The 19,351-nt window shown below is 66.7% G+C and carries 18 protein-coding genes; 6 read left to right on the top strand and 12 right to left on the bottom strand.

The window, feature by feature from the left end; all coding sequences use genetic code 11:
• Positions 1 to 374: 374 nt before the first annotated feature.
• A complete protein-coding gene (locus ACZY0R_RS18930) occupies positions 375 to 584 on the bottom strand; it encodes a YMGG-like glycine zipper-containing protein (protein WP_488860323.1) in 210 nt (69 codons plus the stop codon).
• 358 nt (positions 585 to 942) lie between these two features.
• Between ACZY0R_RS18930 and ACZY0R_RS18925 the strand changes: the two genes are divergently transcribed.
• The 5 genes from ACZY0R_RS18925 to dacB all read left to right on the top strand — a co-directional run bounded on the left by ACZY0R_RS18925 (position 943) and on the right by dacB (position 6,168).
• Entirely contained in the window at positions 943 to 2,223 is a 1,281-nt protein-coding gene (locus ACZY0R_RS18925) for a flavin-dependent oxidoreductase (RefSeq protein WP_488860321.1), read from the top strand.
• Between the two features lie 99 nt (positions 2,224 to 2,322).
• Positions 2,323 to 3,477: an ABC transporter substrate-binding protein gene (locus tag ACZY0R_RS18920; RefSeq protein ID WP_488866040.1), complete on the top strand. Its 1,155-nt coding sequence runs from the start codon at positions 2,323 to 2,325 to the stop codon at positions 3,475 to 3,477.
• Complete coding sequence (locus ACZY0R_RS18915; RefSeq protein ID WP_488860319.1) at positions 3,474 to 3,974, top strand: DUF3237 domain-containing protein; 501 nt, start codon at positions 3,474 to 3,476, stop codon at positions 3,972 to 3,974. Before ACZY0R_RS18920 ends, ACZY0R_RS18915 begins: the two co-directional genes overlap by 4 nt.
• 31 nt (positions 3,975 to 4,005) lie before the next feature.
• On the top strand, positions 4,006 to 4,587 hold the full coding sequence (locus ACZY0R_RS18910; RefSeq protein WP_082094809.1) for a MarR family winged helix-turn-helix transcriptional regulator: 582 nt from the start codon (positions 4,006 to 4,008) through the stop codon (positions 4,585 to 4,587).
• 36 nt (positions 4,588 to 4,623) lie between these two features.
• On the top strand, positions 4,624 to 6,168 hold the full coding sequence (dacB, locus tag ACZY0R_RS18905) for a D-alanyl-D-alanine carboxypeptidase/D-alanyl-D-alanine endopeptidase (RefSeq protein ID WP_488860316.1): 1,545 nt from the start codon (positions 4,624 to 4,626) through the stop codon (positions 6,166 to 6,168).
• Between the two features lie 152 nt (positions 6,169 to 6,320).
• On the opposite strand, the gene ACZY0R_RS18900 is transcribed toward dacB, so the two are convergent.
• The 8 genes from ACZY0R_RS18900 to ACZY0R_RS18865 all read right to left on the bottom strand — a co-directional run bounded on the left by ACZY0R_RS18900 (position 6,321) and on the right by ACZY0R_RS18865 (position 15,262).
• Positions 6,321 to 7,307, bottom strand: a complete 987-nt coding sequence (locus ACZY0R_RS18900) for an L-threonylcarbamoyladenylate synthase (RefSeq protein WP_488860315.1) — start codon at positions 7,305 to 7,307, stop codon at positions 6,321 to 6,323.
• Between the two features lie 114 nt (positions 7,308 to 7,421).
• Positions 7,422 to 8,666: a 5-(carboxyamino)imidazole ribonucleotide synthase gene (locus tag ACZY0R_RS18895; protein ID WP_488860313.1), complete on the bottom strand. Its 1,245-nt coding sequence runs from the start codon at positions 8,664 to 8,666 to the stop codon at positions 7,422 to 7,424.
• Between the two features lie 59 nt (positions 8,667 to 8,725).
• Positions 8,726 to 9,223: a 5-(carboxyamino)imidazole ribonucleotide mutase gene (purE, locus tag ACZY0R_RS18890; protein ID WP_035869268.1), complete on the bottom strand. Its 498-nt coding sequence runs from the start codon at positions 9,221 to 9,223 to the stop codon at positions 8,726 to 8,728.
• A gap of 167 nt (positions 9,224 to 9,390) precedes the next feature.
• The gene (locus ACZY0R_RS18885) at positions 9,391 to 10,299 is read right to left on the bottom strand and encodes a phosphoribosylaminoimidazolesuccinocarboxamide synthase (RefSeq protein ID WP_488860311.1); all 909 of its coding nucleotides are present in this window, start codon (positions 10,297 to 10,299) and stop codon (positions 9,391 to 9,393) included.
• A gap of 183 nt (positions 10,300 to 10,482) precedes the next feature.
• Entirely contained in the window at positions 10,483 to 11,547 is a 1,065-nt protein-coding gene (gene fba / locus ACZY0R_RS18880; protein ID WP_045237234.1) for a class II fructose-bisphosphate aldolase, read from the bottom strand.
• A gap of 124 nt (positions 11,548 to 11,671) precedes the next feature.
• Positions 11,672 to 13,108 (bottom strand): pyruvate kinase, encoded by a 1,437-nt coding sequence (pyk, locus tag ACZY0R_RS18875; protein ID WP_488860309.1) that lies wholly within the window; start codon positions 13,106 to 13,108, stop codon positions 11,672 to 11,674.
• A 13-nt stretch (positions 13,109 to 13,121) separates the two neighbouring features.
• A complete protein-coding gene (locus ACZY0R_RS18870) occupies positions 13,122 to 14,021 on the bottom strand; it encodes a DUF4349 domain-containing protein (protein ID WP_488860307.1) in 900 nt (299 codons plus the stop codon).
• A gap of 32 nt (positions 14,022 to 14,053) precedes the next feature.
• Positions 14,054 to 15,262 (bottom strand): phosphoglycerate kinase, encoded by a 1,209-nt coding sequence (locus ACZY0R_RS18865; protein WP_488860305.1) that lies wholly within the window; start codon positions 15,260 to 15,262, stop codon positions 14,054 to 14,056.
• A 355-nt stretch (positions 15,263 to 15,617) separates the two neighbouring features.
• Between ACZY0R_RS18865 and ACZY0R_RS18860 the strand changes: the two genes are divergently transcribed.
• Complete coding sequence (locus ACZY0R_RS18860) at positions 15,618 to 16,748, top strand: helix-turn-helix transcriptional regulator (protein ID WP_488860303.1); 1,131 nt, start codon at positions 15,618 to 15,620, stop codon at positions 16,746 to 16,748.
• Positions 16,749 to 16,788: 40 nt separating this feature from the next.
• Here ACZY0R_RS18860 and ACZY0R_RS18855 read toward each other — a convergent pair whose 3' ends face one another.
• The 3 genes from ACZY0R_RS18855 to ACZY0R_RS18845 form a co-directional block, all read right to left on the bottom strand.
• Positions 16,789 to 17,112 carry an AzlD domain-containing protein gene (locus ACZY0R_RS18855; protein ID WP_045237237.1) on the bottom strand — a complete coding sequence of 108 codons (324 nt, stop codon included), beginning with the start codon at positions 17,110 to 17,112 and terminating at the stop codon, positions 16,789 to 16,791.
• The gene (locus tag ACZY0R_RS18850; RefSeq protein WP_488860301.1) at positions 17,109 to 17,927 is read right to left on the bottom strand and encodes an AzlC family ABC transporter permease; all 819 of its coding nucleotides are present in this window, start codon (positions 17,925 to 17,927) and stop codon (positions 17,109 to 17,111) included. The genes ACZY0R_RS18855 and ACZY0R_RS18850 overlap by 4 nt, the downstream gene beginning before the upstream one ends.
• A 227-nt stretch (positions 17,928 to 18,154) precedes the next feature.
• Positions 18,155 to 19,180, bottom strand: a complete 1,026-nt coding sequence (locus tag ACZY0R_RS18845; RefSeq protein ID WP_488860299.1) for a Bug family tripartite tricarboxylate transporter substrate binding protein — start codon at positions 19,178 to 19,180, stop codon at positions 18,155 to 18,157.
• Positions 19,181 to 19,351: the final 171 nt, after the last annotated feature.

The raw sequence follows: 19,351 nt of genomic DNA, 5'->3' as shown, positions 1-19,351 counted from the left end.
AGGCCAAAGTAGTTGGGCGGCGTGGCTGGGAAAGCTAAAGCTGCCGGCGAAGGGCCGAAGGAATGGGAGGGGGAGCCCTCTGGTTATCGGAAGTGAAGCGCCTCAGATGTTCGCGAGAGCGAAGCTCGTCGGTAGGGTGGATAGGGTGAAGCCCGACAGGCCCCGGCAGCGAGGAATCAGTTCCGCCGAACCGGACAAAGGCAAGCCTGGGCGTCGGGTCGGGAGCAACACAAGCCTGACGACCTCAACCATTCCAACCGCCTGGTGCGGACCCGCATGCCAGGTGGTGTGGGAGGGGACCGGTCAGATTACCTGACCGCCCCTATCCCGATTGCAACGGTCTGGATCGTAGACCGGCCGGCTGCTAGTCGTGTTTACCTCCGGTCGGGGGTCGCCACATTACCAACCACGCCACCCAGGGCCGCGCCACCGATGGTGGCCGCCGGTCCACCAATCAGCGCCGCACCCGCGACGCCGCCGACGCCGGCGCCAATCGCCGTATTGCGCTGCTTGGGAGTCATGTCGGCACAGCCCGCTACGCTAAGCACGGTGGCAAGCAGGAGGGACAGGGTCACGGTACGCATGATGGGGCTCCTTGATGGATTAGCTTTGCGCCTGGCAATGCACCCATGCATTGCGGCAGTTGCTTCCAGTATGGATGCCGGGTAAGTCACGCGCGACCGGCAAGGGGCCTAACCTCTTGTCAGAGGAATCCCACAAGCTTCCACACAGGCTTCCGCTGGCGCCGCTCCGGCCGTCTGCGCGCGCCGTGCAGCAATTTCCTCCGGCATGCCCGGTATTGCGGGTTTCTCCGCACGCTTCAGAGCTTGATGCGCCCATTCATTTAGTTATACTACATAACAATATTGCTGCTTGCCGCCGACCCTGCATGAGGGGCCCACCCGGCGCGGGCAATCCATAACAAGCTGTGGAGACGACATCATGAAGATCGCGATAGCCGGCGGCGGCATCGGCGGCCTGACGCTGGCACTGCTTTGCCACCGGCATGGCATCGAGGCAGAGGTCTGGGAAGCCAGCGAAGCGCTGCGCCCGCTCGGCGTGGGCATCAACCTGCTGCCGCACGCCGTGCGCGAGCTGGCCGAACTGGGGCTGCTCGATGCGCTGGCCGAACTGGCGGTACAGACCTCGTCACTGTCTTACTACAACAAGCTGGGCCAGCGCGTCTGGCACGAACCGCGCGGGCGCGCGGCGGGCTACGACCTGCCCCAGTTTTCCGTTCATCGCGGCGAATTCCAGATGCTGCTCTACCGCACCGCGGTGGAACGCCTGGGCGCCGATCGCGTGCACACCGGGCATACATTCGAATCGGTGGTGAGCACCGGTGCGCGCGCCGGCGAGCCGGTGGCGTTCACGCTGCGCCGTCGCAGCGACAACGCCGAAGTCACGGCCCGGGCCGATGTGCTGGTGGGCGCCGACGGCATCCACTCCGCGGTGCGCCGGCACTTCTATCCGCAGGGCGACGCGCCGCGCTTCTCGCGCCGCACGCTGTGGCGTGCCGTCACCGAAGCGCCGCCGTACCTGGACGGCAGCTCGATGTTCATGGCGGGCCACCAGGACCAGAAGTTCGTGGCCTACCCGATCTCCGAACCGCTGCGCCGCCAGGGGCGCTCGCTGGTCAACTGGATCGCCGAGCTGCGCGTGCCCGACCACGTCTCGGACACACCACCGCGCAGCGACTGGAACAAGCAGGTCGACAAGTCCGTGTTCAGCGCGGCCTTTGCGAACTGGCGCTGGGACTGGATCGATATTCCCGCGCTGATCGACGGCGCCGAAGCCATCTACGAATTCCCCATGGTCGACAAGGACCCGCTGCCGCGCTGGACCTTCGACCAGGTGACCCTGCTGGGCGACGCCGCCCACCCGATGTACCCGATCGGCTCCAACGGCAGCGCCCAGGCCATCCTGGATGCGCGCTATCTGATGGACAGCCTGCTGGCCAACGGCGCGCCGCGTGATGCGTCCGGCGCCGGCTACGCGCTGCGCGAGTACGAGGCGGAGCGGCTGCCGCGCACCGCCGCCATCGTGCTGCGCAACCGCCTGAACGGGCCCGAGCAGGTCATGCAGCTAGCCGAGCAGCGCGCGCCGCAAGGCTTCAGCGATATCGACGCCGTGATACCGCGCGCGGAACTCGAAGCCATCGCACTGCGCTACAAGCAGCTCGCCGGCTTCGACCGGCAGTCGCTGCAGGTACCTGCGCGCTAGCCCACTGCTTCGTCCCTCGCATCAAGCCCGACGACCGGCCCTGAGAAGCCGGCGTCATTCCAAAGAGAAAAAGGAGACATCTTGCCGCGCCCCAGCCCTATCCGCCCCGCTACCGCTGTCCGCCTCGCGCTGGCCGTGGCCGCAACCCTTGCCGCCACGCTTGCCGCCGCGCCCGCGCTGGCCGAAGTGACGGTCGGCGTCAGCATCTCGTCGACGGGCCCCTCGGCTTCGCTCGGCATCCCGCAGAAGAACAGCATGCCCCTGCTGCCGGAGAGCATCGGCGGCGAGAAGATCCGCTACGTGGTGCTGGACGACGGCTCCGACCCCACCCAGGCCACCAAGGTGGCGCGGCGCTTTGTCAGCGAAGACAAGGTCGACATCATCCTCGGTTCGTCGGCGGTGGCGCCGTCGATCGCGATCGCCGAAGTCGCGGACGAGAGCCAGACCGTGCAGCTGGCGTTCTCGCCCATCGAACTCAAGCCCGGCCGCGGCGAATGGACCTATCGCCTGGCGCAGCCGGTCAGGCTGATGGCCGAAGCCGTGGCGGGAGCGGCGCACGCCAGGGGCGTCAAGACCATTGCCTTCATCGGCTTTGCCGACGCCTACGGCGAGACCTGGCTCAAGGAGTTCACCGCCGCAGCCGCCGCGCGCGGCATCCTCCTCGTCGCCACCGAACGCTATGCGCGCTCGGATGCCAGCGTGACCGCGCAAACGCTCAAGCTGATCGCCGCCCATCCCGACGCGGTGCTGATCGCGGGCGCCGGCACCGGCGCCGCCCTGCCGCACACCACTTTGCGCGAGCGCGGCTACGCGGGCCCGGTCTACCACACGCACGGCGCCGCCACCAAGGACCTGATCCGCATCGGCGGCAAGGCCGTCAACGGCTCCATCCTCCCGGCCGGTCCGGTGATCGTGGCCGAGCAACTGGCGGACAACGCCGCGGCGAAAAAGCCCGGGCTGGACTATGTGGGGCGCTATGAAAAGCAGTACGGCCCCGAGAGCCGCACCCAGTTCGGCGCGCACCCTTACGATGCCGGCCTGGTGCTGCAGCGCATCGTGCCGGTGGCGCTCAAGCAGGCGAAGCCGGGCACGCCGGAATTCCGCAAGGCACTCAAGACGGCGCTGGAGAGCGAGCGCAATATCGTGGTCTCGCACGGGGTGCTGAACTACACGGCGCAGGATCATTTCGGCTTCGACGCGCGCGGCCGCGTGCTGCTGACCATCGACAACGGCAACTGGAAGCTGCTGAAATGACCGCGCCCTTGGTTAGTGACGCACTGCCCGCCCCCACGCTGGAACATGTGGCCGACTTCAGCTTCCGGCTGGCGCCGGCCACCGAGGTGGGCGCGAGCGCGCTGGGCAACCGCCGGGTGATCCCCATCCTGGACGGCGCGGTCAGCGGACCGCGCCTGCAAGGGCGCATCCTGCCTGGCGGCGCTGACTTCCAGCTGGTACGGCATGACACGGGCAACGGCATCGTCGTGGCCGATATCGAAGCGCGCTACGTGCTGGAGACCACCGACGGCGCGCGCATCTACATCGTCAACGCCGGCTTGCGCAGCGGCCCCGGCGAACTGATCGCGCGGCTCGGCGCCGGCGAGGTGATCGATCCGCGCCTGATCTACTTCCGCACCGCGCCGCGCTTCGAAACGGCATCGCCCGGTTACGACTGGCTCATGCAGCACCTGTTCATCGCCACCGGCGCCCGCTATCCCGACCGGGTGGAAATGCGGTATTTTCGCGTCATCTGATTCAGTTCCATTCGACCGACGCCAAGGCACCATGACCACAGCAAAGGCGCGCCCGCGCCGCAGCCGCGACGCCCCCGATCCCGCCGGCGCCAGCCAGGCGGCCGACACCATCGGCGGCTTCGACCCACATATCCCCAACATCGACTACGGCGTGCTGGACAGCCTGGTCGGCTACGCCATCCGCCGCGCGCAGATCCGCATCTACGAGGACTTCGTCCAGTCGCTGGCGCAGTGGCACATCACGCCGCCGCGTTTCTCCGCGCTGGTGATCATCTCGCGCAACCCGCATCTCAAGCTGACCGAACTGGCCAGCATCCTGGGCATCGCGCGCTCCGGCGCGGTGCTGCTGGTCGATGCGCTGGAAGACATGAAGCTGGTTGCACGCCGTCCCGCGCCACACGATCGCCGGGCCTACAGCCTGGTGCTGACACCAGCGGGCCGCCGCACGCTGGTGTCCGCCACCACCGCCGTGTGTGCGCACGATGCGCGCGTTGCGGCCGCGCTATCGGCGCAGGAGCAGGATACGCTGCGCGCGCTGCTCGGCAAGCTGGCGCCGCCCTGTCCCACCGGCATGGCCCAGCCGGCACCACCCGCGAGCCTCACGGAAATCTGAACTTCGCGTCATCCGCGCTCATGCCCATGCGTTAACATGGGCACCATGCCGAAACGCCCCTCCCCATTCCTTCACCGCCTGTTGCCGCTTTGCGTCGCCGGCCTGCTATGCATCGGTGGCCTGCCCTCCGCCACCGCCAAGACCGCCGTCCACAAGGCCAAGGCCGTCCACGCCGCTACCACGCCGACAGAACAGGCGGAGCCGCGATCGGGCCTGCCGGCCAGCGTGACGGGCGCGCTCAAGCGCGCGCACGTGCCGGCCTCGGCCGCCAGCTTTTATGTGATCAAGGTCGGCGCGCCGGCGCCCCGCGCGAGCTGGAACGCGCAGAAGCCGATGAACCCGGCCTCGACCATGAAGCTGGTCACCACCTTTGCCGGCCTGCAGCTGCTCGGCCCCGGCTACCGGTGGCAAACCTCGCTCTACGGCGACGGCCAGCCAGGCGCCGACGGCACCATCAACGGCAACGTCTACCTGCGCGGCCAGGGCGACCCCAAGCTCGTGCCGGAAGAAATGGCCAAGCTGGTCGCCAAGGCCCGCGCCGCGGGCGCCACCACCATCAATGGCGACCTGGTGCTGGACCGCAGCTACTTCGATTCCGCGCTCGACAGCGGCGCAACCATCGACGGCGAGACCCAGCGCGCCTACAACGTCAGCCCCGACGCGCTGCTGTATGCCTTCAAGACGCTGTCGTTCACCATTACGCCCGACCCGGCCAGCCAGTCGGTAGCGGTATCGGTCACGCCCGCGCTGGCGCAGCTCAAGCTGGACAACCACCTCGCGCTGTCCAACGGAAAATGCGGCGACTGGTCGGCACGCGCCCGGCCCTCCGTCACGCAACAGCCCGACGGCACCGTGCTGGCCTCCTTCGACGGCAGCTACGCCGCCGACTGTGGCGAACACATCGTCAATATCGCCACCCTCTCGCACAACGAATTCGCCTGGGGCGGCTTCGTCGCCGAATGGCAACTCGCCGGCGGCCGCTTCACCCACCAGCCGGCGCTGCGCATGGGCCGCCCCCCGCGCGGCGCCTTCCTGCTCGCACGCCACTACGGCCAGCCGCTCTCCGATATCGTGCGCGACATCAACAAGTTCTCGAACAACGTGATGGCCCGCCAGCTCTACCTGACCATCGGCGCCGAGATGGATCGCAGCGGGCCTGCCAGCACCGCACGCTCGGAGAAAGTGGTGCAACGCTGGCTGGCGCGCCAGGGGCTGACCATGCCGGACCTGGTATTGGACAACGGTTCAGGGCTGTCGCGCGAAGAACGGATCAGCGCGTACGATATGTCGCGGTTGTTGCAGCAGGCGCTTGCCAGCGAGGTTGGGCCGGTGTTGATCGATTCGCTGCCCATCCTCGGGGTGGACGGCACGTTGCGGAACCGGCTGACGAGGGCCGGGGCGGCCGGCAATGCGTATATGAAGACGGGGACGTTGAACGATGTCCGGGCGCTGGCGGGGTATGTGGATGCCCTGAACGGGGATCGGTATGTGGTGGTGAGTTATATCAACCATGCGAATGCATCGCAGGCGCGGGATGCGCATGATGCGTTGTTGCAGTGGGTTTATCAGGGGGCGCCGTAAGGGGTTGGCTTTTTGGGGCCGGGTGGCCTTGGCGGCGTGCTTGCTGCAGAACCGTTGGTTTTTGATTGCGGGTTTGGGGGTTGGTTTATGCGGCGTTGGTTGTTGGACCCAACAACCAACACCGCCAAAACCAAGGGCCCAAGAGCCCCCCCTCACTCCCCAAACGCAGCAGCAGCCCGCTGCAACCGATCCCTAACCCCATCCCACTCATACCCATCCGGCAAAGCTTCAAACACCAATCTCGAATACCCCTCCCGATCCAACCTCCGCAACAACCGATAAAGCTCTCGAGCATAAGCCTCAGCACCGGCAGGCGCCTGCACCCAAACGCACCGCGGATCGGCAGCCGCCTCGGCCCCCACCCATGCCACTTTGGCATCAGCAGGCAAATCCGCTAACTGGGCCGGCAAATCGGCAGCGGAAGACAACGCCAGCGAAGTATGCGGCGCATAGTGCGCCTTAAGCGTCCCCGAAGCCCGCGGCGCAGCGGCATCCGGCGGCAAGGGCGTCACGCCCAGCACCTGAGCCATCATCGCCGCCGTAATCGCGCCAGGTCGCAGCAATACGGGGCCAATGCCCTGCTCCAGCCGCGAAAGATCCACGATGGTCGATTCGATGCCGACCTCCACCCCATCGCCTTCGAGCACAAAGACGGCGTCGCCAAACTCATCCCGCACATGCTGCGCGGTGGTCGGGCTGACCTGGCCGAACTTGTTGGCCGACGGCGCGGCAATGCCCCCTCGCCCGCGCTTGAAGCGTGCGAGCAGCGCCTGAGCGACGGGGTGCGAGGGGCAACGCAGGCCGATGCTGTCCTGCCCGCCGGCCACCGCTGCCGGGATATGACTGGCGCGCTTGAGGATCAGCGTGAGCGGGCCGGGCCAGAAGGCGTCGATCAGTTGCTGCGCGGCCGGCGGCACGTCGTCGACCCAGTAGCTGATATCGCCGCCGTCCACCACGTGCACGATGATCGGATGGTTGGACGGCCGGCCCTTGGCCGCGTAGATACGGGCGATGGCCTGGGGGTTTTCCGCGTCAGCGCCGAGGCCGTAGACGGTCTCGGTGGGAAAGGCGACCAGCTCGCCGGCTTCCAGCAGTTGGACCGCTTGGTCAAGTTCGGCGGACGTGGGCATGCGCGACATCGGGGATCTCTGGGGTGGGCGTCACTACGAAACTTCAAAACTACGAAACAACAAGACTGCGAAAGCGGGAGAACCCGGCGGGCACGCCGACAGCGCACCCGGCCAGGCAAGCGCTCACGACGCGATGTGCAGCGCCTTCATGGCAGCGTCGAACGCACGGCCCGCATCGGCAGCTTCGCCGCCCACGCAGTTCACATGGCCCATCTTGCGCGAGGGGCGCGCATCGTTCTTGCCATACAGGTGCAGCTTGGCGCCGGACTGCGCCATGACTTCGTCCCAGGCCGGCGTGCGCTCCAGACCAAACTCGAACCACACATCGCCCAGCAGGTTGAGCATCTTGCCCGCCGAATGCTGGCGCGTGCTGCCCAGCGGCAGGCGGGCCATGGCGCGCACCTGCTGCTCGAACTGGCTGGTTTCGCAGGCGTCCATGGTGATATGGCCCGAGTTGTGCGGGCGCGGCGCCATTTCGTTGGCAACCAGCGAGCCGTCAGTCAGCACGAAGAACTCGATGCACAGCACGCCCACATAACCCATCTCGGTGGCGATGGTGGCGGCGGCGGCGCGGGCCCGCGCGGCGATCTCGTCGGACACGCTGGTGGCGGGCATCACGGTGGAGAAGAGGATGCCGTCGCGGTGCACGTTTTCGGCCAGCGGCCAGGTGGCGGTGCTGCCGTCGGCGGCACGCGCGGCCAGCACCGAGACCTCGTAGGCCAGCGGCAGCATCTTCTCCAGCACGCAGGGCACGTGCTGCATGGCGCGCCAGGCCGCGCGCACGTCTTCACGGCTCTTGACGCGGGCCTGGCCCTTGCCGTCGTACCCCATGCGTGCGGTCTTCAGGATGCCCGGCAGCAGGTCTTCGGGCAACTGGTCGACGTCGGCGTCGTGCTGGATCACCCAGTGCGGCGCGGTGGGCACGCCGGTGCGCTCGGCGCAGGAGGCGAAGAACTTCTTCTCGCCGATGCGGTTCTGCGCGATCGACACGCAGTAGCCGCGCGGCGCCACAAAGGCGCCCAGTTGTTCGAGCCGGTCCAGCGAGAGCGACGGCACGTTCTCGAATTCGGTGCTCACCGCCGGGCACAGCCTAGCCATCTCGGCCAGCGCGGCTTCGTCGGTATAGGCCGCGCAGATATGCTTCTCGGCGATGGTGCCGGCCGGGCTGTCCTGGTCCGGATCGAGCACGCAGACCTTGTAGCCCATCGCCTGGGCGGCATGGGTGAACATGCGGCCGAGCTGGCCGCCGCCCAGCATGCCGAGCCAGGCGCCGGGCAGCACCGGCGCGCTGGGGTTGTCGATGCCGAACTCGGCACGCGACTCCGGCGTGTGGGCTTCGACCAGGTGGGGATGGATATCGGTGGGCATTGCGCGTCTTTCCGGATTCGGGGCTTAAGCTAGTCGGCTGGTCTGGTGGTGCTTGCGAGTTATACCGGCAGCGTCATCGCGCGCGCAGCTTCGGTCTGCCTGGCACGGAACGCTTCCAGCGCCGCGGCCAGCGCGTCGTCGGTGGTGGCCAGCGTGGCGATGGCGTGCAGCGCGGCATTGGCGGCGCCGGCCTCGCCGATGGCGAAGGTGGCGACGGGCACGCCCTTGGGCATCTGCACGATCGACAGCAGCGAGTCCTCGCCGCGCAGGTAGCGCGACGGCACGGGCACGCCGAATACCGGCACGATGGTCTTGGCGGCGATCATGCCGGGCAGGTGCGCGGCACCGCCGGCACCGGCGATGATGGCGCGCAGGCCGCGTTCGCGCGCCGTGGCGGCGTATTCGAACATATCGTCGGCCATGCGGTGGGCGGATACCACGCGTGCTTCGAAGGCCACGCCAAAATCCTTCAGCATGGCGACCGCGTTCTGCATCACATCCCAGTCGGAACTGCTGCCCATCACAACGCCGACCAGCGGCTTGGCTGTATTGCTCACGTTAAATCCTTAAAAATCCATCTGGCGCCTGATGAACGCGCCAACCCTAGCTTTGCAGCGGTTTGCTCCCCTCCCCCCTGAGGGGAGAGGGGGTAAACAGCATTGGGCATTTCAGGCGGCTTTGGCGCACCTGCCGGCTCCGGCCAGCGCCCACACCACCCCGAAAATTACTGCAGTTCCTCGCCGGTCAGGCGCGTCAGCGCCTCGCGGTACTTGGCGGCGGTCTTCTCGATCACGTCGGCCGGCAACGCCGGTGCCGGCGCGGTCTTGGGCCACGGCTTGCCGTCGATGCGCACCGATTCCAGCCAGTCGCGCACGAACTGCTTGTCGAAGGACGGCGGGTTGGTGCCGACCTGGTACGAGTCCGCCGGCCAGAAGCGCGAGGAATCCGCGGTCAGCACTTCGTCCATCAGCGTCAGCGTGCCATTCTCGTCCAGGCCGAACTCGAACTTGGTGTCGGCAATGATAATGCCGCGCGTGGCGGCATAGTCGGCCGCTTCCTTGTACAGGCGGATCGAGATGTCACGCATCTGGCGGGCCAGGTCGGTGCCGATGCGGGCTTCGGTTTCGGCGAAGGAGATGTTCTCGTCGTGCTCGCCCATCTCGGCCTTGGCGGCCGGGGTGAAGATCGGCTCGGGCAGCTTCTGCGCGTTCTGCAGGCCGGCGGGCAGTTCGATGCCGCAGACGCTGCCGGTAGCCTGGTAATCCTTCCAGCCGCTGCCGGCCAGGTAGCCGCGCACCACCGCTTCCACCAGGATCGGCTTGAGGCGCTTGACCACCACGGCGCGGCCTTGCACCTGCTCGACCTCGGCCGGGCTCACGACGCTCTCGGCGGTGACGCCGGTCTCGTGGTTCGGCACGATGTGGGCCAGCTTCTTGAACCAGAAGTTGGCCATCTGGTTGAGCACGCGGCCCTTGGCCGGGATCGGCTCGCCCAGGATGACGTCGAAGGCCGACAGGCGGTCGGTGGTGACAATCAGCAGCTTGTCGTCGCCGACGGCGTAGTTGTCGCGGACCTTGCCGTGACCAAGCAGCGGCAGCGAAGTGATGGAGGACTGATAGAGAGCGTTCGACATGGTGGTTCCGATAGGAGGCACTAACAGAATGATCCAGCGTGATCCTGAGTGATCCTGAGTGATCCTGCGCATCATTTTGTTAGCGCCTCTCGGGCCCCGGCAACATGCGCCGGGGCCTGAAAAGCGTCGTCCCCGCGCCTCTCCTTGTTACGGGATCAGGGCGGGGACGGCACGGGGTTCAGCTTACTGCACGACCTGGGCGAGTTCGCCCGACTTGTACTTCTGCGCAACGGCGTCCAGCGAGACCGGCTTGATCTTGGATGCCTGGCCTTCGCAGCCGAAGGCGATGTAGCGTGCCTTGCAAACCAGCTTGGCGGCTTCGCGGGCCGGCTTCAGGTACTCGCGCGGATCGAACTTGCTGGGGTTCTCGGCAAAGAAGCGGCGGATCGCGCCGGTCATGGCAAGGCGGATATCGGTGTCGATATTGATCTTGCGCACGCCGAACTTGATGGCTTCCTGAATTTCCTCGACCGGCACGCCGTAGGTTTCCTTCATGTCGCCGCCGAACTGGCGGATTTCGGCCAGCAGTTCCTGGGGCACCGAGGACGAGCCGTGCATCACCAGGTGGGTGTTGGGGATGCGGGCGTGGATTTCCTTGATGCGGTTGATCGCCAGGATGTCGCCGGTGGGCTTGCGGGTGAACTTGTAGGCGCCGTGCGAGGTGCCGATGGCGATGGCCAGGGCGTCGAGCTGGGTGGCCTTGACGAAGTCGGCGGCCTGTTCCGGGTCGGTCAGCAGCATGGAGTGATCCAGCTTGCCTTCGGCGCCGATGCCGTCTTCCTCGCCGGCTTCGCCGGTTTCGAGCGAGCCCAGGCAGCCAAGTTCACCTTCGACGGTCACGCCGATGGCGTGCGACATCTGCACCACCTTGCGGGTTACGTCGACGTTGTATTCGTAGTCGGCCGGGGTCTTGCCGTCTTCACGCAGCGAGCCGTCCATCATCACGGAGGAGAAGCCCAGGTCGATCGCGGCCTGGCAGATCACCGGCGACTGCCCGTGATCCTGGTGCATCACCACCGGGATATGCGGGTAGGCTTCCACGGCGGCTTCGATCAGGTGGCGCAGGAAGTGCTCGCCGGCATACTTGCGCGCACCCGCGGAGGCTTGCATGATCACCGGCGCATTGACCTCGTCGGCGGCCTGCATGATGGCCTGAACCTGTTCCAGGTTGTTCACGTTGAAAGCGGGCAGACCGTAGCCGTTTTCGGCGGCGTGGTCGAGCAGCTGGCGCATCGATACGAGTGGCATGTCAAAACTCCTAAAGAAAGAATGGGGTGTCTCGGTATTCGTTTATTCGTCTTCGCATATTGGCTATGCGTGTTCGGCTGATCCTGCGCGCACGGCGGCCGGCGTTCTGTCCGGCGCGGCACACTCAGGCGCCGACGCGGACAATCTTCAGCGTATTGGTGCCGCCCGGCTGGCCCATCGGCTCGCCAATGGTCAGCACGATAAAATCGCCGCGCTGCACAACGCCGCGCGACAGCAAGAGTTCCTCGGCCTGCTCCAGCGCGGTATCGCGGTCGGCGCTGGCTTCCAGCGGCAACGGCACCACATTGCGGTAGAGCTGCATCTTGCGCTGCGAGGCCGTGTTGGGCGTCATCGCGTAGATCGGCACATGGATGCGGTGCCGGCTCATCCACAGCGCCGTGGCACCGGAATCGGTCAGCGCGGCGATGGCCTTCACCTGCAAATGATAGGCGGTGAACAGCGCGCCCATGGCGATCGACTGGTCGATGCGGCCAAAGGTCTGGTTGAGGAAATCGGTGTCGAGCTGGACCACCTCGGACTTCTCCGCCTCGACGCAGACCGCGGCCATGGCTTCCACAGTTTCCACCGGATAGCGGCCGGCGGCGGTCTCGGCCGACAGCATCACGGCGTCAGTGCCGTCCAGCACGGCGTTGGCCACGTCCGACACCTCGGCGCGCGTCGGCACCGGGTTGACGATCATGCTCTCCATCATCTGGGTAGCGGTGATGGTCAGCTTGTTGGCCTCGCGCGCCAGCCGGATCATGCGCTTTTGCAGCGCCGGCACGGCCGCGTTGCCCACTTCCACGGCCAGGTCGCCGCGGGCCACCATGATGCCGTCGGAGGCCTGCAGGATCTCTTCCAGCACGCCCGGGCGGATCGCCTCGGCGCGCTCGATCTTGGCGATCATGCGAGCCTTGTGCTGGTGCGGCTGGCCGGCCACGGCGGCGAGCTGGCGGGCCATTTCCATATCGGTGGCGTTCTTTGGAAAGCTCACCGCGACATAGTCCGCGCCCAGCGCCATGGCGGTCTTGATGTCTTCCATGTCCTTGGCGGTCAGCGCCGGCGCCGACAGGCCGCCGCCCTGGCGGTTGATGCCCTTGTTGTTGGACAGCTCGCCGCCGATCCGGACGGTGGTGAAGATCTCGTGGCCGAGCACGCGGTCCACCACCAGCACGATCAGGCCGTCGTTGAGCAGCAGCAGGTCGCCCGGGCCCACGTCGCGCGGCAGGTCTTCATAATCCAGGCCCGCCCGCTCCTGGTTGCCCAGGGTGCAGGTGGAATCAAGGATGAAAGCGTCGCCCGGCTGCAGCGTGATCTTGCCGTTCTCGAACTTGCCGACGCGGATCTTCGGCCCTTGCAGGTCGGCCATGATGGCGACTTCCCGGCCGCAGGCCCGGGCCGCCTCGCGCACCAGGCGGGCGCGCTCGATATGGTCCGCGGCTACGCCGTGGGAGAAGTTCAGGCGCACCACGTCGACCCCTGCCGCGATCATGCGCGTGAGCATTTCCAGCGTGCTGGAGGCGGGACCGATGGTGGCGACAATCTTGGTCGAGCGGGTCATTGGCAATTCTTCCTTATCGAGGGCCAGCGCCGTCCGGCGACGCCGGCACGGCTTGCTTCCTGCGCGCCACGCGGCGCCGGCGCCAGGCCAGCGCCAGCCACAGCAGCGGCACGCCAACCAGCAACCACGGCAGCGCGCCGGCGGCCACGCGGATCAGCATGGCCAGGCTGCCGAGGAACAACTCGGCGATATCGTTTAAAGCGTCGCGCAGCGGCGATACCTTTCGTTGGCTGACAAAGCTCTCGCGCGCAACGAAGTCGATACGGACCTCGTTGCGGTCGGTTTGCGCCGCCAGCATCTTGCGCAGGCCGTGGATGGTATCCAGTTCGCCCTGCACGCGCGCCAGTTCGCGCTCCAGCTCGATCACGTCGCGCAGCGGGCCGCGCGCGTTCTGCAGCATGGCACGCAGGCGGTCGCGCAGCTCGGTGGTGTTCTTGATGCGGGCCTCGGCATCGATCACCTGGTCGGTCTTGTCTTCGCTCGACACGGCGTTGGATACCACCGTGCCGCCTTGCTCCGCCGCTTTCAGCAGGTCCGGCAAGGATTTCGGCGCGATGCGCGCGCGCAGCTCGCCACGCGGCGATGCGCCATCGCGGCTGCGCGTGAAACCCGCCTCCAGCAACTCGCAGCCCAGCGCCTGGCAACGTTGCACCACGCTCTTCCAGCCGGCCTCCAGGGCATCGGCGGTGTTCTCCACCGTCAATGCGTACTTGAGCGCGAGGTAGCGGCGCAACGCTTCCTGCTGCTCTCCCTGTCCACCCTGCCCGCGCGCCATTTCCGCCGCGGCCATGCCCGCGGCCGGCGCGGCAGCCAGGGTGCGCCCGTCGGGCGCGCCGCCCGGGCGGCCGCAGGCGGCCAGGGCCAGCAGCATCGCGGCCAGCAGCATCGCTGCCAGGCCGCGCCTGCCGCCCATGTCCCCGCCAATCCCCCGCAGAGCCGTCACCCTCAGCCCGCGGCGCGCTGTTCCAGCACCTCGAAGGCGGGCAGCTTTTTGCCCTCCAGGAATTCCAGGAAAGCGCCACCGCCGGTGGAGATATAGCCCACGCGGTCAGCGATGCCATATTTGGCGATGGCCGCCAGCGTGTCGCCGCCACCGGCGATCGAGAAGGCCTTGGACTCGGCAATGGCATGCGCCAGCACCTGCGTGCCGTTGCTGAACTGGTCGAATTCGAACACGCCGACCGGGCCGTTCCACACGATGGTGCCGGCGGCCTTGAGCTGCTCGGCCAGCATCTGCGCGGTCTTGGGGCCAATGTCGAGGATCATGTCGTCGTCGGCCACTTCCTTCGCATCCTTGACGGTAGCCGTGGCGGTGGTGCTGAATTCCTTGGCGCACACCACGTCCACGGGAATCGGCACCGAAGCGCCGCGCGCGGCCATCAGGTCGATGATGGTGCGGGCGTCGGCTACCAGGTCCGGCTCGGCCAGCGACTTGCCGATCTTGAGGCCGGCCGCCAGCATGAAGGTATTGGCAATGCCGCCGCCGACGATCAGGTTGTCGACCTTGCTGGCCAGCGTCTTGAGGATGGTCAGCTTGGTGGACACCTTGGAACCGGCGACGATCGCCACCAGCGGGCGCGCAGGCTGGCCCAGGGCCTTGCCCAGCGCATCGATCTCGGCGGCCAGAAGCGGGCCGGCGCAGGCGATGGGGGCGTACCTGGCAATGCCGTGGGTGGTGGCCTCCGCGCGGTGCGCGGTGCCGAAGGCGTCGTTCACATAGACGTCGCACAGCCTGGCCATCTTCTGCGCCAGTTCGTCGCTGTTCTTCTTCTCGCCCTTGTTGATGCGGCAGTTTTCCAGCAGCACCACTTCACCGGGCTTGACCTGGCTGACTTCGCCGGTGCCGTCGACCCAGTTCTGCACGAGCTTGACGTGCTTGCCGAGCAGTTCGCCCAGGCGCGCGGCTACGGGGGCAAGCGAATCCTCGGGCTTGAACTCGCCTTCGGTGGGGCGGCCCAGGTGCGACGTCACCATGACGGCAGCGCCGGCCTTGAGGCAAGCCTCGATGGCGGGCACCGAGGCGCGGATACGGGTGTCTTCGGTGATATTGCCGGCGTCATCCTGCGGCACGTTCAGGTCGGCGCGGATAAAAACACGCTTGCCGGCAATTTTGCCTTCGGAGATGAGATCGGAAAGACGCAGGACAGAGGTCATGGCGGTGGCTGGAGAGCGAAAATCGGGGAAAATCGGCATTTTACCTGATCGCAAGGGCCATTTTGCGTGATTGGAACCATGATGCGCCCTCCTGTGGGTGCCGCATTAGCCACATGCGACGACCAACGTGCCGCGCTCTTGCAACGCACCCCCTGAAGGAAGGGTGCGCCAATCGGCCTGGGTCTCGTACGCTCATGTCGAAGCGAGCGATGCATGCACAAAATATGCACGCAAAAACATAGCCGGAGGCCCGCTACAGACGGGACCCAAGGCACGGGAGCCGAGCACGCCCAGCGATGAGCGGCGCCGGCGCCACACGGCAGATGCCGTTGTCGCGAAGGCAGGGGGGTTAATCATGAACGAAGACATGCACGGGGCAATCCGTGGCTTGTACGAAGGGATTCTTGACGCGCAGGCGTGGCAGCAGAGCTTGTACACCATGAGCGGCATCGTCGGCAGCGCGCATGCATCGATGATCGTGCGCGACACGGATCGCGACCTGATGACGGTCAACGAAATGGTGCGACCGGTACAGGAGTTGTTCAGCGCCTACGAGAAGGAGTTCCACGAAATCGACCCGGGCAAGCTGTTCGCCCACAACCTGAGCCCCGGCGAGTGGTACATCGACGTGCGCGATTTCGGCGAGGGCGCGATGCAGCGCAGCCCGTTCTACCGCGACTTCTTCCACCGCTTCGGCCTGTGCTCCTATGCGGCCTGCCTGGTGGAGCGAAAGCCGCACTATGAAGTGTATTTCTCCCTGCAGCGCGCGTTCTCGCAGGGCATGTTCACGGCGGCGGACGTCAGCGCGCTGGACTGGGCGCTGCCCCATATGCGCAGCGCCATAGCCATGCGCGACCGTACCGTCGAGCTGTCCACGCTGGCGCAGCTATCGGCGCAAATCCTGGAACGGCTGTCGTTTGGCGTGATCGCCTTCTCGCCCGAGCGCCGCGTCTTGCTGAGCAACAGCATCGGCGAGCGCTGGGTGCGGCGGCTCGACCCCGCCGGCAAGACCGGCGAGTGGCAGCTGTCGCGCTCGCTGCCGGACATGATAGCCACGGCCTGCTCGCTCCAAAGCACGGTGCCGGCACAGGCCGCGATGGCACGCCATGCCGATGGTGGCAGCGCGCAGCTGATCGTGATGCCGCTGCCGCCGTCCCACATCTTTGCGCTGCCCTGGCAAAAGCCCAGTGCGCTGGTGGTGATCCATGAAGACGCGTATGCGCCAGTGCAACTCCCGCACCTGCTGCGCGAGATCTACGGCCTGACCCCGGCCGAGATCCGCCTGGCCACCCTGCTGGCCACCGGTATCGGCCTGCCCGAAGCCAGCGAGCGCCTGCGAGTGCGGCACGAGACCGCGCGCAGCCAGCTCAAGGCGGTATTCCTCAAGACCGGCGCCACCACGCAGGCCCGGCTGGCAAGGATGCTGACCCAGTTGAGTAGCGCGCTCGGGCCCGGCGCGGATGCCGGGTCCGCCAACCCGGGTTAGCCGGCACGGAAGCCCCTGCTCCGGAATCCGCGCCCGACGCTCAACCGAGCAATCGGAGCGCTGTATAGACGGCCATGCCTGCCGCGATCATGCCCACCATGCGCCGCGTCAGCAGGTAGAACACCAGGGCGACTGCCCCGGCCACCAGCTTGTAGTTGCCCGGTGCAATGGTGAAATGCCCGTGCCACGTCATCAGGTCGGGCAGGATGATGGCCGCCAGCGCCGCCGCCGGCGCGTAGCGCAGCGCGCGCTGGATGCGGTCGGGCACCGTCACGCGCTCGCCCGCCATCAGGAACAGCGCGCGGGTGACGATGGTCACCACCGCCATGCCCGCAAGCGCGACCCAGATCTCGAGATGGCTCATGAACGCTCCTCCGCAGACTGGGGAGGCACCTGCGCCGCCGCATGCTCCAGCTTGCGGCGGCGGATACCGCGCAAGGTCGCCCGGGCCGCCAGTTCGTCGCTGGCCATGCCGGCCGCGATGGCGCCCACCACTGCCGCCACCAGGCCCAGCCGGTAAGGCAGATGGAAGCACAGCAGCGCCAGGGTCGAAGCCACCGCCACCGCCAGCATCGTGGAACGCGAGTTGATGGTGGAGACCATGACCGGGATCAGCGTGAGGGTACCGGCCAGCCCAAGGCCCCAGCTATCCGGGAACGCGCTGGCCAGCACGATGCCGATGATGGACGAGACCTGCCACATGGCGAAGTTGGTCAGCGCCATGCCCCAGAAATAGCCCTCCTTGCCCGGCTCGTGGCCCGGCGTGGCATAGCGCTGCATGAAGTAGACGAAATGCAGGTCGCCGTTGAAGGATCCCAGCAGGGTGCGGCGCCACAGCGGCAGGTAACTGAAATGCGGCTGCAGTCCCGCACTGAAGATGACAAATCGCAGGTTGACAATGGCGGCGGTCAGCCAGACCGTCCACAGCGGCAAACCCGCCGCGAACAGCGGCAGCACCGACAACTGGGCCGAGCCCGCGTAGACCAGCAGCGACATGCCGATCGCCTCGGGCACGTTCATCACCGATTTGCTCATGGCCACGCCGGTCACCAGCCCCCAGGAGAACACCGCGGGCAGGGACGGGGCGAAATAGCGCGCGCCCTCGATAAAGCCGGCCCGCTCGGCCGGGGCGATACGATGCCAGGGACGCAGCAGGGCCTGGGGCGGTCGGAATGTCATGTTCTAAGGTATGGGGGGAAGCGGCGCCGGCTCCGCCACAGTGGGAAGCCTGGGGCATGTGAGTTGCCCGAAGGGCGGGGCGTGCGGGCAAGGCCCCATTATAGGGCCAGCCCCGGCCACTCGTAAGCAACCGCTTAACAGATTCGCCGTTGCGTTTGGCTGGGCTGCCTGCAAACAAAAAGCCCCCGCATGCGGGGGCCCTGCAAGTGGGGACGGCCGTGCGGGATTCAGTCGATCGAGGCGCCCACGCTCTTCACCACGCCGGCCCATTTCTGGCGATCCGCCTTCACGGTGGACCGGAACTGTTCGACCGTCTCGATCCGCGGCGAATTGCCGGCCTCGACCAGTTTCTGCCGGATCGCCGGCGTTTCCAGCGCGACCTGGGCCGCGTCATTGATCTTCTTGCTGATCCTGGGGTCCAGTCCCCTCGGTCCGAAGAAGCCAAACCAGATAGTGCTGTTAAACCCGGCCAGGCCGCTCTCGGCAATCGTTGGCACCTCCGGGATCACCGCCACGCGGTTCTTGGTGGTCACGCCCAGGAGCCGGACCTTCCCCGCCCTGTATTGCGGCAACACACTCTGTACCTGGTTGAAAATGCAGCAGACCTCGCCCTTGAGCACGGCCTGCAGCGCATCGGGGCCGCCCTTGTACGGCACATGGACCATGTCCAGGCCGGCGCGCGCGTTGAACTCGGCGAAGGCCAGGTGAGTGCCAGTACCGTTGCCGGTGGACGCGTAGTTGTACTTGCCCGGACTGGCCTTGACCTTCTCGATGAATTCCTTCACCGACTTCACGTCGATCACGGACGGGTTGACTGTCAGGACATTGGACACTTCCACCAGCGGTGCCACGGGCGTGAAATCGGCCTCGGCGTCGAACGGCAGGCTCTTGTACAGGGCCGGGTTGATGCCGTGGGTGGCGGCGGTGCCGAGCAGCAGCGTGTAGCCGTCGGGCTTGGCGTGCGCGACCACTTCGGAGGCCACGTTGCCGCCCGCGCCGGGGCGGTAGTCATAAATGATGGTGGTCTTGAGCGACTTCTGCAGCGATTCCTGCAGGGTGCGGCCGACCATGTCCACGCCCGAACCGGCGGTAAAGCCCATCAGGATGGTAATCGGCTGGGCGGGCCACGCCGGGTCCTGGGCACGGGCCGGCGCGGCCAGCGTGCAAAGCGCGGCCAGGGCGCCCAGACCGGCTGCCAGGCGCGAAACCGGACGGGAAACAAGGGAAATGCGGCGGGATGCAATGCGGAGCATGGGGGTACCGTCGGAAAAATGAATGCGGGTCGGGGCTGCCGGCCGGGGTCTGGCGCCCCGGCCCAAAACAGCAAGATACCAACGATCCGCCGCATTACCAACGATGGAGTTCGCTTGAAGGTATGCCATGTTGGTATAAGCAGACATGGAGCGGAATCGCGATAGGCAAGA

This window comes from Cupriavidus sp. F041 (assembly GCF_057814235.1).
This window is presented reverse-complemented; position numbering and strand designations above follow the sequence as displayed.